Here is a 16361-nt window from a genome sequence, read left to right as displayed (position 1 = left end):
GTTTTTCGGCACTCTGTCATATACTCAATATGGGAGTGTGATGAGATTGAACTCAGTATCCAATGTGACGGAAGAAATCTTAAGCGCAATATTGAAGTGCATCGACGAGGCAATCCATGTCGTGAATACCGACGGGATTACCATTTTCTATAATGAAGTAGCTGCCAAGCACGATGGACTAGAAATCAGCGAAGTGATTGGAAAGCCGCTCCTTAGTGTATTCCCTTCACTGAACGACCAATCCAGCACTTTATTGAAAGTAATTGAAACGAAGAAACCAATCTATAATGAAACCCAATCCTTTGTTAATTTGCATGGACGGAAGATTGACACTGTGAATTCAACCCTCCCAATCTTTGTACAGGGAGAATTAATTGGTGCAGTTGAAATTGCAAAGGATTATTCTCAGATCAAGCAACTTTCTGAACGTCTGGTCGAAATCCAAAAGAGTCTAAACCATCGTGGGACGAAAACCATTAAACAGCAATCGGGATATACGTTCAGTGACTTGCTTACAAATAATAAGCATTTTAAGATGATTAAAAAGAAGGCTGAGAAACTGGCAAAATCTGATTCTCCGATTCTTGTGTATGGAGAAAGCGGGACAGGAAAGGAACTTTTTGTCCAATCGATCCATAAAGCCTCCAGTCGAGCAGCCGGACCTTTTATCGCCCAAAACTGTGCGGCTATTCCGGAAAACCTGCTAGAAAGCATCCTGTTTGGCACCTCAAAGGGAAGCTATACTGGAGCAGTGGACAGGCCTGGATTGTTCGAGCTGGCTAACGGTGGAACGCTTTTCCTTGATGAGCTGAATTCGATGCCGTTCGATCTCCAGGCTAAGCTTCTTCGTGTCCTTGAGGATGGTGCTGTCAGAAGAATCGGCAGTACGAATGTTACCTCTGTCAACGTCAGGGTAATCTCCGCGATGAATGTATACCCTGGTCTGGCAATGGAAGCGAACCAGCTGCGGACGGATTTATTTTATCGTCTGAATGTATTGACATTCGAATTGATGCCTTTAAGACAAAGGAAAGAGGACATCCTTTATTTGTCGGATGTCTTCATCAGCCAATATAACAAACAGTTGCGGAAGCACGTTTCAGGACTGGATGAACATGTAAAATCAATTTTTCTTAAACATCAATGGCCAGGAAATGTCAGGGAGCTGAAGCATACAATTGAATACATGATGAATGTATGTGAAGGCAGTATGCTGACAGGCCAAGACTTGCCAATGATGCTGAAGAACATTCAGCCGGATGCTGTTTCTGATCAACAAATACGTACATCTTTTGTTTTGAGGGAGCATCTTAAAGAGCTAGAAATCCAATTAATCAATGATGCGCTGGATGCTTCAGGCGGCAATATCCAACAAGCAGCAGTCCTCTTGGATATTCCGAGACAGACGCTTCAATATAAAATGAAAAAATTGAATATATAACCTTTTATAATCTGCCGAAAATTCAGCAGGTTATTTTTTTTTTTGAATGTTATTTCCCCAGCATCTTTCTCAAACCCTTGCAGGAAGGCATGATTCCTAAATTCAGAATAATCAGTCGCTTTTGGCACGGAACTTGCATGATAAATAGTTATAAAAATAACTAGGGGGAATTGGGATGAAACAGACTTTATATAAACCTTCAAGACATTGGAAGGATATTGAACTGTGGAAGGATGTAACGGAAGAGCAATGGAATGACTGGCTCTGGCAGCTTACCAATACAATCAGAACTCTCGATGATTTAAAAAAGGTCATAAATCTTACTCCGGACGAAGAAGAGGGAGTAAGGATCTCAACAAAAACAATTCCATTGAACATAACACCATACTATGCTTCATTGATGAATCCGGATGATCCTCGGTGTCCCGTAAGGATGCAATCTGTGCCAATCTCCAAGGAAATACACAAAACGAAATACGATCTTGAAGATCCATTGCATGAAGATGAGGATTCTCCTGTACCAGGGTTGACTCATCGCTATCCTGACAGAGTATTATTCCTGGTCACAAATCAATGCTCTATGTATTGCCGATATTGCACACGCCGCCGATTTTCCGGGCAAATCGGCATGGGTGTTGCTAAGAAACAGCTTGATGCTGCTATCAACTATATCAGGGAAACCCCAGAAGTACGTGACGTACTGATTTCAGGCGGAGATGGACTTTTGATCAATGATAATATCCTTGAATATATTCTAAAAAACCTTCGAGAAATCGACCATGTTGAAATCATCAGGATTGGAACCCGGGCACCTGTCGTATTCCCGCAGCGAATAACAGAGAATCTATGTTCAATCCTCAAAAAATACCATCCAATCTGGCTGAATACACACTTCAATACATCCATTGAAATCACAGAAGATTCAAAGCGTGCTTGTGAGATGCTTGCTGATGCCGGTGTCCCTGTCGGTAATCAATCCGTCATACTTGCAGGAATCAATGACAGCGTCCCGATTATGAAAAAGCTCATGCATGACCTCGTGAAAATCCGTGTCCGACCTTATTATATTTACCAGTGTGACCTGTCTGAAGGCATTGGCCACTTCCGCGCACCAGTCACGAAGGGGCTCGAAATCATTGAAGGCTTAAGAGGGCATACATCCGGCTATGCTGTACCGACTTTTGTGGTCGACGCTCCAGGTGGAGGCGGAAAAATCTCCTTGCAGCCCAATTACCTGATTTCCCAGAGCCCTGAAAAAGTGGTTCTCCGCAATTTTGAAGGTGTAATCACTTCATATCCTGAGCCTGAAAATTATGTTCCAGGCAGAGCGGAGGGTTACTTTAAACAAGTGTATCCAGACTATGAAAAGAAAAAATCGAACACTGGAATCGCAGCTATCATGAACGACAGTGAATTCAACCTGATTCCAGAAGGTCTTGGAAGGCTCGACCGCAGAGAAAAGTACGAGGAAGACCCGAATCATGCTTCATTGAAGGATAAGCGAGATAAACGTGATGAATTAAAGGAAAAGAAATTTATGGCACAACAGAAAAAAACGACAACTGAAGCAGCTGATGGGCAAGGAGCAGTCCCATCCACAAAGGAATAGGAGGTTGAAAGATGGGGAAATGCGAGTGGTGCAGCAGTGAAAATACCAAAGCTGTAGCGGATAAGGTCTATTGGGAACTTCCGGATGGAACAAAAGCAATTCAAATCAATGAAACTCCTGCCATTAATTGCCTTGACTGCAATATGATTTATCAGACCGAGTTAATTACAAAAGAAATCGAAGACCAATTGTTTTTAATCGATACGAAAAAACTCGGCAAAGTAGTCACCTTTGAGGAATTGATGGCTCAGCCCAGGCTACTGAAACGGAATTACTTTGATTTTTCATCCTGATATCTTGGTGTGATAAATATAACCTAATCCAGCATATTGTTCACAAAAGTTTCATACACCCTTTTTATCCAGTTACTCCCTTCTCATTATAATAGAGGGGGGAGTATTCACTTGGAAATGGGGAGAGAAGATGTATATCGCTTTATCCATCATGCTGGTAGCGGCAATGGTTGTCTTATTCTTTTGCGGATATTATGTTAGGCTGATCAAGGAGAAATTCGGAATGAACTGGCTCCATGCCGTGCCAATCACCGTAGCAATCTTAATGTTCAATATAATATGGGCACTGCTAGAGATGGCTAAATCAGCTAGATGGCAATGAAAACAGAGCACTTTCCTAATCGGAAGGTGCTCTGTTTGTTGCATTAAAGTGGACGTACACTGAACAAATCCGTTATAGTATGGACAAACTAATTTAAACAATAGGCAGGCGTTTATATATGTATAAAAGCTTTTACCACTTTCTCATGAAATACCGATCCACCAAACCAAAGGATGCGATTAGCAGGTTCGCAAACTCCGCTTACGATGACCTCTCGTTCCCAAAAAACTCGGAGGATTATAATGAAATCAGCTCTTATTTAGAAATGAATGGACATTATCCTGAAAGTATGGCTGTGTTTGACGAGGCCTGGGAGGAATATTTGATATCAGAAAGCTAAAAAGGCTCTTGCGGTTATCTGCAAGCGTCTTTTTTACTTTTATTATGAAGTTGAAAACCCAGTGTTCCTTCAGCGTAAACTATGATTTCTTCAAATCCATCCGGCACATCCACCATCTAGGCGTAGCGATTTTCAGAAAAATGCATATACTGTTGTAATCACAATTCACGACTCATCGTTGAGAGGATGGAGGAAATGGAAAAACGGAAGAAACCTAAGTTTAACATCGGTGATACAGTCGTGATCACTATTTATGGGACTGTGGGGAAAGTGACAGATATAAAATGGCTTGATGGCCTTCATGTATATGAGATAAATAAGAGCGAGGGCTTGTATTTGGAAACAAGTTTGCAAATGGTCTCTGAGTACGATGGGAAGCTGCTTGAAAAGGAGCAAATCGACATCGAATACAAATATTTTTTTGGGGACTTAGTACAGGTAAAAGGTTATGGTTCAGACCTATTTAAGGTTGTCGGTTTTCGAACCGAAATCTGGAGATATAAAGAAGATGCCTGGGAGGATGTCATTTATGAACTGTCCAGGATTAAAGATGGAGAATGGCTTGAAGCCGGAGAAGAAGAACTGACACTTGTTGCAGATTCGGACAGTGCAGATACGTTTATCCAGAAGCTGGGCCTACTGTTTTCGTCCAATAAAGAAGTAAAGCCATCCGTCAACCTCGATAAAAAGTCTCATCAGCCACGCGCAGGTGAAAAAGAAGAGCTGCGGAAAATCAATCAAAAGAGGATGACGATCGATAATCTGCTTGATATATATAATGATTACCGGATTTTATATAAGTGGTTCAAAGATGAAGAGTACGCCCATGTAATGAGAGTCATCCTTCGCAAACTGTCAATGCTCGTTAACAATGATGGAAAAAGCCATGTTTAAAATAATCCTGCGAATTCAAGCAGCACATAAGCAATAAAAGGAATTCCTGCCAATAGGAAAGCTTTAAATAAAATATTCACAATGGTCCCAAAAAATCCAACAACCATACTATCTTCTTTGTTGACATCTTCTACAAACATTTCCGCAAAAGTACTAAGTCTCTCCATACCAGTTCACTCCTAATTTGATTTATTCCATTCTATGCTTGTCCAAAAGCAATAGAACAATTTTCAGAAAATTGATTTAGCTTGGCATTAAACATGTGCACTTCACATACATTTGGAATAAAGGGGGGCGAATCTGTGAAAGAGATTGAGGTTATTATCGATACAGAAGAAATTGCTGAATTTTTCTTTCATGAACTTGTAAAAAGGGGATACGTTCCCACAGAGGAAGAACTAGAAGAGATGGCGGATATCACATTCGAATATCTGATTGAAAAATGTATTATCGATGAGGAAGAAGATATAGACTAGGTAAGTTACCCGTACTTATGGGCAGGTTCAGATGAATCTGCCTTTTTATATTTTGAATGAGAACTTTTTTAAAAAAACACCCTTTTCAGTGAAACTCTCTCTATTTATAATCGTATACATCTATATGAAAGAAAAATGTAAAATCAGGGAGGCAAAGGGTATGTCATTTTTTAATAAGGTTTTTGCCAGTGTAGGCATAGGAGCAGCTAAAGTCGATACGAAGCTGGAAAAGGACCGGGTGATGCCAGGAGAAGAAGTACGTGGAATTGTAGAAATTCGCGGGGGAAACACCGAACAGAATATAGATGATATCTATTTGAGTTTACATACAACATATATAAAAGAAGCAGATGATAAAAAGTATACAGCCACAGCCCAAATTGATCGTTTTAAGCTGACGCAGTCATTCATAATCAAAGAAAATGAGACAAAGGAAATTCCTTTCTCTTTCAGGCTTCCATTGGAAATGCCATTATCGATGGGCAGGACGAAGGTTTGGGTCTCGACTGGGCTAGATATCAAAAATGCAGTTGATCCTAGCGATAAAGATTATTTGACGGTAGTGCCTAATCAGTTGATGCATGGGGTGTTTAATGCGATTAGCGACCTTGGCTTCCGGTTGAGGGAAGCTGAGTGCGAGCAAGCACCAAGACATCTCCGCAGAAATATGCCGTTCGTGCAGGAGTTTGAATTCGTCCCAGCATCAGGTCCATTTAGAGGACGATTGGATGAATTAGAGGTAATTTTCTATCCAAACAGCGAGAACGAAATCGAGCTTTTAATGCAAGTTGACCGCAAGGCGAGGGGACTTGGAGGCTTCTTGTCGGAAGCGATGGGAATGGATGAAACATATGTAAGAATGAACATCCATGCTTCTGACCTTCCATCATTAAAGCAGAGTTTCCAGCACATGTTAGAGCGTTATTGCTAAGATGTGAATCGCAAAAGACGATGAAGCAATTTCTGCTTCATCGTCTTTTTGTTATCCCCTTCTCTTTCTCCCGGTTGTTGAATATTCTTTGCCGTGTGCTTCCTGTTCAGCAACAATTGCTTCAGGAGGAATATGATTATTTTTCTTAGGTGAGTTGATTCGGTTGCGGTGCTTTTTGCCCATTGCTCGATCACCTTCTTTTTCGTTTTTTATATTACTGGTGCTGCGGATTTTTTCTTTCCGCTTTGGTAAAGCTATTTTTAGCTTGCCCGTTAATAAAATTGTCATGAAACTGAAGATTTTCCTGCTTAACTATATTGTGGTATAGTTTTGAGGTAGCAACCTATAGGATGGAGGATTTATAATGAGTGTACATATTGGTGCTAAAGAAAATGAAATCGCAGAAACGGTATTGCTTCCTGGAGATCCATTAAGGGCGAAATACATTGCTGAAACATTCCTTGAAAATGCACAGTTATATAATGAAGTCAGAAATATGTTCGGCTACACGGGCACATATAAAGGTAAAAGAGTTTCTGTACAAGGGACAGGCATGGGTGTTCCGTCTATTTCGATTTATATCAACGAATTGATGAATAGCTACAATGTCCAAAACCTGATTCGCGTAGGAACATGCGGAGCAATCCAAAAGGATGTAAAAGTCCGTGACGTGATCCTGGCAATGAGCTCTTCGACTGACTCTCAAATGAACCGCCTTACATTTGGTGGTGTTGATTTTGCTCCGACAGCAAACTTTGATCTATTGTACAAAGCGTACAATACAGGCCTTGAAAAAGGTTTGAACCTTAAAGTTGGAAATGTTTTCACTGCAGATCAGTTCTACAATGATAATGCTGAATTGGAAAAGTGGGCTCAGTACCAGATTCTTGCTATTGAAATGGAAACAACAGCACTTTACACCCTGGCTGCTAAATACGATCGTAAAGCCCTGTCAATTCTTACAGTAAGCGACCATATCCTTACTGGAGAAGAGACGACTGCAGAAGAGCGCCAGACTACATTCAATGAGATGATTGAAGTAGCTCTTGAAGCGGCAATCAAAGAGTAATGATTTGAAAACCCTTTCCATGATTGGAGAGGGTTTTTTTATGAGAATTTTTCCAAAGAGCCTTGTTAATGGACATTTTGAAATCAGAGTGATGTTGAAATGTTTAAGAACCTGTGTTTAATGGACATTTTGAAATCGGATGATGTTGAAATGTCTAAGAACCTGTGTTTAATGGACATTATGAAATCGGAGTGATGTTGAAATGTCTAAGAACCTGTAATTAATGGACAATTTGAAGTCGGAGTAATGCGGAAATGTCTATGAACCTGTGTTTAATGGACATCTTGAAGTAAGAGTGATGCGAAAATGTCTAAGAACCTGTGTTTAAAAGACATAGCTAACATTTTCATACATCCCGATCTAATTCAAACCACACATGATGTTTGTAAATTCCTAAATCAGGCAAAATGATGAACAAGGATAATGGGAAAAAAGGCCATTCGAAAGTTTGTTGAAAAATGTTAGAATGGTGTTATTGCCTTAAATTGTTGAAGATTGGTGGACATAATGAAAAAAATATTACTGTTTCTCGCATTGCCGATTTTATTGACAGGTTGTGCCCCTATAGAGCCTTACTTGGAAAAGATCCCTTACCTGGGAGAAAAACTAGTTGGCCAAGATGGACAGGCTGATCAACCAGTTGAAGGGGTTGGAGATGAAGGTCCAGATGATAACGAGGTTAATGAACTCCCTGAGGAGGACAAGCCCGCAGAAGATGAATTGACACTTGAAGCGGCTTACTTCAATGTGGTTCAGAACACAGACGGAAAGAATATTATCCAGAACCCGCAAAACACGATGTCACTCGTTAACAAAATTTTCGGGTTGCCAGAAGACTATATTCCGGCTGATTTAGTTCGTCCGAATGTTCCATTTTCTTTTGGAGATGCAAAGCTTGAAAAGAGCTTGATGAGGGAAGAGGCTGCGAAAGCCCTGGAAAATATGTTTGCGGGTGCCAGGAATGACGGAATTGAACTCGCTGCTGTTTCCGGTTACCGTTCATATGGCCGCCAGGAAACACTTTTTAATGCTGAAGTCAACAAGGTCGGCGAAGAAAAAGCACTTCAGGCCGTTGCAAGACCTGGCAGCAGTGAACATCAATCAGGTTTGACAATGGATATCTCAAGCAAGACGAACAACTTTAATCTGAATGAACAGTTCGGTTCTACAAAAGAAGGGGTGTGGCTTGCCCACAATGCTCATAAATACGGGTTTATCCTAAGATACCCTAGGGGTAAAGAAAATTTAACAGGCTATATGTATGAGCCATGGCATTTCAGGTATGTCGGCATTAAGGCTGCAACCGAGATTTATGAAAATGATTGGACACTTGAAGAATACTTCGAAAATGTGAAGAAAATATAATGAAGAGCCTGGCGAATGTCAGGCTTTTTGTGTTGAAATGATGAAAAAAAGAAATCGCCTCTCTGCAGGTAAATGTGACATTTTTAACTGTATTATCCACAGTTAAGGGTAAAATAAAAAAAACACAAACTTTTTGGTTGATTAATATACTATACAGGGGTATAGTAATTGGTGTAGAAGATAAAATTTATTTCAATCGAAACGAGGTGTAGATGATGAAAGAACAAATGACTGTCGACATAACGGGTATGACTTGTGCCTCCTGTTCCACGAGGATTGAGAAGGTCCTTAATAAGATGGAAGGCGTAGAAGCAACCGTGAACCTGGCGATGGAAAATGCCTCAGTCACATATGAATCTGAAAAAATAAAACCTGACGATATATTCAATAAAATCAACGATCTGGGGTACGGTGTTAGAAACGAAAAAATGGATTTGGATGTTTTCGGCATGACCTGTGCAGCATGTTCAACAAGGATTGAAAAGGTACTAAACAAAATGGACGGAATGGTATCAGCAACCGTTAACCTTGCAACCGAGTCTGCTTCAGTTGAATTTAATAGTGCTGTCCTGTCAGCTGATAAAATCATTTCGAAAATCCAGGATCTTGGTTATGATGCAAAGGAAAAAGTGCAGCGGGAAGCAAAAGCGCAGCAAAAAGAAGAGGAAATAAAGGGAAAGAAAAGAAAGTTATATATTTCCATCCTTTTGTCACTTCCGCTTCTTTATACAATGATCGGCCACGCTCCTTGGGATACGGGGCTACCAATGCCACATCTATTGATGAATCCGTGGTTCCAGCTATTATTGGCAACTCCGGTCCAATTCTGGATTGGCGGGCAATTTTATGTGGGGGCCTATAAATCGCTCAAGAACAAGAGTGCGAATATGGATGTCCTGGTGGCTCTTGGTACATCGGCTGCATATTTCTATAGTCTTGCAGAGGCTATTAAAACAATTGGAAATCCGAATTATATGCCGCATTTATATTTTGAAACAAGTGCAATCCTGATTACTTTGATCCTTGTTGGGAAACTGTTTGAGGCCCTTGCAAAAGGACGCACAACTGAAGCGATTTCCAAGCTTCTAAGCCTGCAGGCTAAAGAGGCGACTGTCATCCGGGATGGCGAGGAGATTAAAATCCCGATTGAAGAAGTAAGAGTAAAAGATACAATCATCGTTAAACCAGGAGAGAAGATTCCTGTCGATGGCAAGGTCATATCCGGCCAGTCCGCTGTTGATGAAGCGATGATCACTGGCGAATCAATTCCTGTTGAAAAAACAGCTGGCGATTCTTTGATTGGTGCTACCATTAATAAGAATGGGACTTTGACGATGACTGCAACAAAGGTCGGAAAGGATACGGCCCTGGCGGGAATTATTAAGGTCGTTGAGGACGCTCAGGGAAGCAAGGCGCCAATCCAGCGTGTGGCAGATCAGATTTCTGGAATTTTCGTACCGATTGTTGTCGCAATCGCAATCGTTACATTCCTTGTCTGGTACTTTGTAATCACACCTGGTGACTTTGCATCAGCCCTTGAAACAGCTATTGCCGTGCTCGTTATTGCCTGCCCTTGTGCACTCGGTCTCGCAACTCCAACCTCCATCATGGTCGGAACGGGAAAAGGTGCGGAAAACGGGATTCTTTTTAAAGGCGGAGAGCACTTAGAAACTACTCACAAAATCGATGCTATTGTTCTTGATAAAACGGGAACAATTACTAAAGGAAAACCAAGTGTAACCGATCTTGAAGTTTTCGGTGACGAGGAAAAGATTCTTAACTATTTGGTATCTGCCGAAAAAGCTTCCGAGCATCCTCTTGCAGAAGCAATTGTGGAATATGGTAACGCAAGAAATATAGAGGTATTGCCAATGGATAAGTTCTCAGCGATACCGGGACACGGAATCGCAGCAACCATCAATGGTGAGAAAGTCTTTGTCGGCACCAGAAAACTGATGAGCAAAGAGGGTATCGACTTCGCACAATATGAAGATCGGTTGGAAAAACTGGAGACTGAAGGCAAGACAGCAATGATGATTGCAATCAACAATGAATTGAACGGAATCGTCGCTGTTGCCGATACAGTCAAGGAAACAGCGAAAACGGCGATTGAAGAGCTCAAAAACATGGGTATTGAAGTATATATGCTTACTGGTGACAATACACGAACTGCCAAAGCGATTGCTGCTCAGGTTGGTGTAGACAATGTAATAGCAGAAGTACTCCCTGAAGAAAAAGCGAACCATGTAAAAGAACTTCAGCTGAAAGGAAAGAAAGTGGCAATGGTCGGCGATGGAATCAATGACGCGCCAGCACTTGCTCTTGCTGATATTGGAATCGCCATCGGAACAGGAACGGATGTTGCCATCGAGGCGGCTGACGTCACCATTCTCGGCGGTGAATTGACGCTAATTCCAAAAGCAATCTCCTTAAGTAAAAAGACAATGCAAAACATCCGCCAAAACTTGTTCTGGGCTCTTGCTTACAACTCAGCGGGTATCCCGATTGCTGCCATGGGTCTCCTGGCTCCATGGGTGGCGGGTGCTGCAATGGCATTCAGTTCAGTTTCTGTAGTGACTAATTCCCTTCGTTTGAAGCGGATTAAGTTATAAATTAATGAATAAGAGAGGAAGATTCTAAATGGAAAAAACAACTTTAAATGTATCAGGAATGACTTGCGGACACTGCGAAAAGGCAGTTAAGAATGCTTTGATGGGTGTAGACGGAGTAGCTAGCGTCGTCGTATCTCTTTCTGAAGGAAAAGCTGAAGTAGAATATGATGCTTCAAAAGCAGAAGTAAGCAAGATGAAGGCAGCAGTTGAAGATCAAGGTTACGATGTAGAATAGTAATGAAAAGCAGCGGTGTTCAAACCGTTGCTTTTTTTTATGGGATAAGAAAGTATATAATTCACTTCGAGAATTGTCCAACATTGCCTGTGTATTCTAGGTTTTTGACCATTACGTATTTTTCTGTTAATTTCACAGTAAAAATGTTATCCTAATCATTAAGGATTTTAAGCTTGATTGGAAAGTGGTGAAAAGGGTTGGATCAGCAAAATATGAATGAAGAAAACAAAGAAGAGCTAAAGGGTCAAGAAAAGGCTGCAGAAGCAGAGGCCAAGAATAGTTTTCTTCGGATAAAAAAGTTCCACTTTGCAATGCTGTTATTTTTTCTAGTCTTTTTAACAGCGGGTATTACTACCTTTGCACTTGCTTTCGGCGAGGACAAGCCAGCAGTGCAGGTAATTAGGGAAAGAGAAGAATTTGCAAAGCTTTACGACGCATATGATACTTTGAAAAATGACTATTTCCAGGAAGTCGATCAGGAAAAACTAATAAATGGTGCGATAGATGGAATGCTTGAATCTTTGGACGATCCATATTCGGATTATATGAGTCAGGAAGACGCAAAGAATTTCCATCAGAGTCTGTCGTCCTCATTTGAGGGAATTGGAGCAGAAATCCAGGAAAGAGATGGGTTCATTTTCATCGTGAGTCCTTTGAAGGGATCTCCTGCGGAAAAAGCAGGGCTTCAACCCGAGGATAAAATCATGTCTGTAGACGGGAAAAGTCTTCAAGGAATGAGCACGACTGAAGCAGTGGCTCTAATAAGAGGAGAAAAGGGCACCGACGTAAAACTGTCCATTCTTCGTCAGGGTGGAGAAAAACCAGTTGACGTCACAATAACCCGAGACACTATACCGATTGAAACGGTATATGGTGAAATGATGGACGATGGAATTGCAAAAGTACAGATTACGAATTTCTCACAAAACACTTCAAATGAGCTAGTGAATATTTTGAATGACCTTCAGAAACAAGGAATGAAAGGCCTAGTCCTGGACCTTCGTCAAAATCCAGGCGGACTCCTGGATCAGGCAATTAAAATATCCAGCCTCTTTGTACCTGAAGGGGAAATTCTCTTCCAGGTTGAAGACCGCGAAGGCAATGTTGAGAAATATGCATCAGAAAACAAAAATGATCATAACCTTCCTTTAGTTGTCATCATTGATAAGGGAAGTGCGAGTGCATCTGAAATCCTTGCAGGAGCAGTCAGTGAATCAGCCGGAGTTCCGCTTGTCGGGGAAAAGTCATTCGGCAAAGGGACAGTCCAGCGAGCGGAGGATTTTTCAGATGGATCGAATATGAAATTCACGACAGAAAAGTGGCTGACACCAAAAGGTAATTGGATTCATAAGAAGGGCATCAAACCAGACCATGAAGTCGCAATGCCCGAATATGCATCATTACCGTTTATCGATCCGGAAACTGAATTGAAGGTATCTACAGCTTCTGAACAAGTCAGGGCTGCACAAAAGATGCTGAAAGCTTTAGGGATTGATCCAGGTCGTGAGGATGGTTTCTATGATGAAAAGACAAAGGAAGCTGTCATCGCATTCCAAAAATCTAAAGAGCTTGAAGAAACGGGAATCCTTAAAGGAAGCTCGACTATTGAATTAATGAATGCTCTACGCGAACAGATTAAGAATGACGACCCGCAAATTCAAAAAGCAATAGAAGTATTAAAGCAGGAAATGAATAAATAAAATGAATCTCCAGCTTTTGCTGGAGATTTTCCATTACATAGAAAAGATAGGCGGATGAGAAAATGAAAAGAGCAGAGGTATACATTTTGTCCGGGTTCCTGGGCACCGGTAAAACGACACTACTTAAGCAAATTTTACAGCATGAAAAAGATCGCGAACGGACGATTGCAGTAATGATGAATGAGCTTGGCAGTGTATCGATTGATTCAGACGCCGTTGACACGGATGTTCCTTTAAAAGAGCTTTTGGGAGGATGCATTTGCTGTACCATTCAGGATAAGCTCGAATCCCAGCTTCAGGGATTGTTATTTGATCACGATCTCGATGCGATTTATATAGAGACCACTGGCGCTGCGCATCCTGTTGAAGTTTTGGATGCTGTCCTTTCCCCATTGTTTGCCGACAAGCTTGCGATCAAAGGAATCATAACAACGGTCGATGGCCTGCAGTGGCTTAATAGGACGACATTAGACCCTCAAGTACATCAGCTTTTGCTTGAACAAGTGAAGCATGCCGATCTTATCATTGTCAATAAATCAGATTTACTCAGTGAAGCAGAGTTGGCAAAAATCAGCATGGACATTCAAGGCCTTAATCCTCAAGCTAAAAGTATATTAAGCACCTATTCGAAAATGCCAATGAAACTGTTGGAGGGATTGGCTCATACCGAAAAAGCTAAAGGTGCTGCGTCGCATGTTCAGGCAGATTTAAGGCTAAGTACGTTTGTGTATCAATTCCAGGGTGCCGTCAGCCAGAAGGATTTTGAAGATTTTTTAAGGGCACTGCCGGATTCCATATACCGGATAAAAGGATATGTATTATTTGACCATTCCCAATATCCGGAGCTATTCCAGTATTCGTACGGAATGCCATTATATATGAAAGAATATATGAAAATGCCGCTCAATCTTGTTTTCATTGGCCAGGTAACAGACTGGAGCCTGCTTGAACAGCAGCTGAAGGAACTTGAAAGGTAAGTTTGTTTTCGATTGCTGGACATAGGGTAAAAAAGGTATATCTTCGATGGAAAGGAAGGATAAAATGCCTTGGACAAGCAATGATTATCCAGCTTCAATGAAGAACCTAGACCCTGATGTCCGTGAGAAAGCTATCGAGATAGCGAACGCACTTGTTGAGGAAGAACAATATGAAGATGGAAAAGCAATCCCTATTGCGATTGACAAAGCAAGGGAATATGTAGAAAACCATAAAAATGAGTAACTTTTACCCAGCTATGCTTTGCTGGGTTTTTTGTTTGTCTAAAAGTAGGTCCATCTGAATAGTAAAAAGCAAAAAAGCAAAAACTTTCATGAAGCATTATTTTATTGTGTTGGAATTTAGTTTAAATGCACAATTTAAACCGTGAAAAAAGAGATGATTATAAATGCGAGCAATAAAAATAATTATAATGACAATTGTTCTTCTTGCTTCTACCGGAAATAGCATAGAAGCCAAGAAATCTCGGAAAATGGACCGGATCAAAATGACACAGTGGGAAGATGTTAATGAAATTCTGCCGAGGTACAGCAAATTCACAGTGGTCGATTTGGAAACAGGCATGAAATTTCGGGTCCAAAGAAGGGCGGGAAGCAACCATGCGGATGTACAGCCTTTAACTCCAAAAGATACTGCAATCATGAAGAAGATTTATCAAGGGAAATGGAGCTGGAAGCGGAGAGCGATTATTGTCATCTCAGAGGATGTGAAAATCGCAGCCTCAATGCATGGAATGCCACATGGCGGTGGAGCCTTGAAGAATAACTTTCCGGGTCATTTTTGCATCCATTTTTATGGGAGCACGACTCATAGGACAAATTTCATGGATCTATCCCATAAACTGATGATCCTGAAGTCAGCTGGGAAGCTCGAAAAATACCTGGAACAAACTGACCCGTACGATTTGGTAAACGCGTATATCGCAGGATTAAAACAGCAGGACCGTAACATCGTTTCTTTGGTCTCCCTTCAAGACCTTGAGTGGGAGAAGGTGCTGTACAAAATCGAGAATATCAGGATTTCGAGAATGGAAGTTTTGCCTGCCGAGGATGTGGGAGATCAGTTAAGCCTGACTGTTCCTGTTGAGGTTAATTGGCAGCTGAAAGGGATTGGCGGCAAGACTTTTAACGGTGAAGTCAACCTGGTGAGGTTCATCCCTAATGAACAATGGAGAGTGGATTCAATAAAGTTTTTTGAGGAAAACGGAATAAAGGTAAGCGATTAAAAAAAGCTTGAGGAAATCTCAAGCTTTTTTTAATCAATTTCCATTAGTGGCTCATACCATACCCGCGCTTATGTTATCTTTAACTTTCACCAAACTTGGCAAAGGTTTTTTCATCCTCAACAAGTCCACAGGCTGCACACTGGATTTTCAATTCTGGACCTTTGTATGGGAGATGAAAAGGTTCGAGCTGGTCATTTGAATATTGCTCCACAATTTCTCCTGATTGCGGATTTAATTTTACAGGCTGCGGAACTTGGGAAATCATATTGAATCTAGTTCTGTTGGTCTTGCAGTTAGGGCATCGATAAGGTTTGCTCATAGTTAGTCTCCTTTAATGTAATTTAACTTATTTTTTGCATTGTTTGCCTGAAATATGTAAATATACTAGTGAGGGTTTGCTCATGTTATATATCTACAGGAGGCTTCAGGATGCTAGCAATGGATTATGAAAAGTTACTTGATGAATACAGGACAATATGGAACAATCGAAAACTTCAATCTGACCAGGTGCCAGAAGACATACTTAGAGAAGCTATTCACAGAGATTTGAAAGATGAAAATTCCCATCCGAGAGCAAGAAGGACATTAATGGAAAAATACTTCCTTGCCACAAAAAGAATTCTAGAAGCATCATTGGCAAGTGAAAGTAAGATCATGTTGATCCAGTTGCATATGGAATTGGCTGAGGCAATCCAGGATGAAGCTGGAAAGTAAATCGCAGGTCGCCGCTTCAACCAGAAAAGTAAGTGATTTCTAGCACTCAAAATATGAAAATCAAATTCACGGGACATAAGCATTGTGTGCATTGGGAGTGGATAATTGGCATTAATTGTTGGTGTGTGTGATTCCAAAA

At 41.0% G+C, this 16361-nt stretch carries 20 protein-coding genes; 17 read left to right on the top strand and 3 right to left on the bottom strand.

The window, feature by feature from the left end; translation table 11 throughout:
• The first annotated feature begins 40 nt into the window (after positions 1–40).
• From DYI25_RS08950 to DYI25_RS08925, 6 genes are all read left to right on the top strand, one after another.
• Entirely contained in the window at positions 41–1441 is a 1401-nt protein-coding gene (locus DYI25_RS08950) for a sigma-54 interaction domain-containing protein (protein WP_213368051.1), read from the top strand.
• 175 nt (positions 1442–1616) lie between these two features.
• Positions 1617–3050 (top strand): lysine 2,3-aminomutase, encoded by a 1434-nt coding sequence (gene ablA, locus DYI25_RS08945; protein ID WP_213368049.1) that lies wholly within the window; start codon positions 1617–1619, stop codon positions 3048–3050.
• Positions 3051–3061: 11 nt separating this feature from the next.
• Entirely contained in the window at positions 3062–3343 is a 282-nt protein-coding gene (locus DYI25_RS08940) for a YokU family protein (RefSeq protein WP_213368047.1), read from the top strand.
• 130 nt (positions 3344–3473) lie between these two features.
• On the top strand, positions 3474–3665 hold the full coding sequence (locus DYI25_RS08935; RefSeq protein ID WP_213368045.1) for a hypothetical protein: 192 nt from the start codon (positions 3474–3476) through the stop codon (positions 3663–3665).
• A 118-nt stretch (positions 3666–3783) separates the two neighbouring features.
• Positions 3784–4005 carry a YozE family protein gene (locus DYI25_RS08930; protein ID WP_213368043.1) on the top strand — a complete coding sequence of 74 codons (222 nt, stop codon included), beginning with the start codon at positions 3784–3786 and terminating at the stop codon, positions 4003–4005.
• A 195-nt stretch (positions 4006–4200) separates the two neighbouring features.
• Positions 4201–4899 (top strand): hypothetical protein, encoded by a 699-nt coding sequence (locus tag DYI25_RS08925; RefSeq protein ID WP_213368041.1) that lies wholly within the window; start codon positions 4201–4203, stop codon positions 4897–4899.
• Here DYI25_RS08925 and DYI25_RS08920 read toward each other — a convergent pair.
• On the bottom strand, positions 4896–5066 hold the full coding sequence (locus DYI25_RS08920) for a hypothetical protein (protein ID WP_213368039.1): 171 nt from the start codon (positions 5064–5066) through the stop codon (positions 4896–4898). The two genes, DYI25_RS08925 and DYI25_RS08920, sit on opposite strands and share 4 nt — an antisense overlap.
• Positions 5067–5201: 135 nt before the next feature.
• On the opposite strand from DYI25_RS08920, the gene DYI25_RS08915 reads away from it, so the two are divergent.
• The gene (locus DYI25_RS08915) at positions 5202–5375 is read left to right on the top strand and encodes a YozD family protein (protein WP_144479852.1); all 174 of its coding nucleotides are present in this window, start codon (positions 5202–5204) and stop codon (positions 5373–5375) included.
• Positions 5376–5535: 160 nt separating this feature from the next.
• Entirely contained in the window at positions 5536–6306 is a 771-nt protein-coding gene (locus tag DYI25_RS08910; protein WP_213368033.1) for a sporulation protein, read from the top strand.
• 51 nt (positions 6307–6357) lie between these two features.
• Here the strand turns inward: DYI25_RS08910 and DYI25_RS22595 are convergent, their stop codons facing one another.
• Entirely contained in the window at positions 6358–6489 is a 132-nt protein-coding gene (locus DYI25_RS22595; protein ID WP_274609498.1) for a hypothetical protein, read from the bottom strand.
• Positions 6490–6670: 181 nt separating this feature from the next.
• On the opposite strand from DYI25_RS22595, the gene deoD reads away from it, so the two are divergent.
• The 8 genes from deoD to DYI25_RS08870 all read left to right on the top strand — a co-directional run bounded on the left by deoD (position 6671) and on the right by DYI25_RS08870 (position 15508).
• A complete protein-coding gene (gene deoD / locus DYI25_RS08905; RefSeq protein WP_213368032.1) occupies positions 6671–7375 on the top strand; it encodes a purine-nucleoside phosphorylase in 705 nt (234 codons plus the stop codon).
• A 507-nt stretch (positions 7376–7882) separates the two neighbouring features.
• Positions 7883–8740 carry a M15 family metallopeptidase gene (locus DYI25_RS08900; RefSeq protein ID WP_213368031.1) on the top strand — a complete coding sequence of 286 codons (858 nt, stop codon included), beginning with the start codon at positions 7883–7885 and terminating at the stop codon, positions 8738–8740.
• Positions 8741–8955: 215 nt separating this feature from the next.
• A complete protein-coding gene (locus DYI25_RS08895) occupies positions 8956–11352 on the top strand; it encodes a heavy metal translocating P-type ATPase (RefSeq protein WP_213369501.1) in 2397 nt (798 codons plus the stop codon).
• Positions 11353–11380: 28 nt separating this feature from the next.
• On the top strand, positions 11381–11587 hold the full coding sequence (gene copZ, locus DYI25_RS08890; protein WP_144479845.1) for a copper chaperone CopZ: 207 nt from the start codon (positions 11381–11383) through the stop codon (positions 11585–11587).
• A gap of 212 nt (positions 11588–11799) precedes the next feature.
• On the top strand, positions 11800–13287 hold the full coding sequence (locus DYI25_RS08885; RefSeq protein ID WP_213369499.1) for a S41 family peptidase: 1488 nt from the start codon (positions 11800–11802) through the stop codon (positions 13285–13287).
• 62 nt (positions 13288–13349) lie between these two features.
• Positions 13350–14264 (top strand): CobW family GTP-binding protein, encoded by a 915-nt coding sequence (locus DYI25_RS08880; RefSeq protein ID WP_213368030.1) that lies wholly within the window; start codon positions 13350–13352, stop codon positions 14262–14264.
• Between the two features lie 64 nt (positions 14265–14328).
• Entirely contained in the window at positions 14329–14508 is a 180-nt protein-coding gene (locus tag DYI25_RS08875; RefSeq protein WP_213368029.1) for a hypothetical protein, read from the top strand.
• A gap of 163 nt (positions 14509–14671) precedes the next feature.
• Positions 14672–15508, top strand: coding sequence for a hypothetical protein (locus DYI25_RS08870; protein WP_213368028.1), 837 nt, complete (start codon positions 14672–14674; stop codon positions 15506–15508).
• A gap of 79 nt (positions 15509–15587) precedes the next feature.
• Here the strand turns inward: DYI25_RS08870 and DYI25_RS08865 are convergent, their stop codons facing one another.
• Positions 15588–15827, bottom strand: coding sequence for a hypothetical protein (locus tag DYI25_RS08865; RefSeq protein WP_023627701.1), 240 nt, complete (start codon positions 15825–15827; stop codon positions 15588–15590).
• A gap of 110 nt (positions 15828–15937) precedes the next feature.
• On the opposite strand from DYI25_RS08865, the gene DYI25_RS08860 reads away from it, so the two are divergent.
• Positions 15938–16222, top strand: a complete 285-nt coding sequence (locus tag DYI25_RS08860) for a hypothetical protein (RefSeq protein ID WP_249745293.1) — start codon at positions 15938–15940, stop codon at positions 16220–16222.
• The last annotated feature ends 139 nt before the right edge of the window (positions 16223–16361 follow it).

The organism is Mesobacillus boroniphilus, assembly GCF_018424685.1.
GTDB lineage: Bacteria > Bacillota > Bacilli > Bacillales > Cytobacillaceae > Mesobacillus > Mesobacillus boroniphilus_A.
The sequence above is the reverse complement of the archived record's forward strand: the minus strand, read 5'-3'. Positions and strand labels throughout refer to the sequence as shown.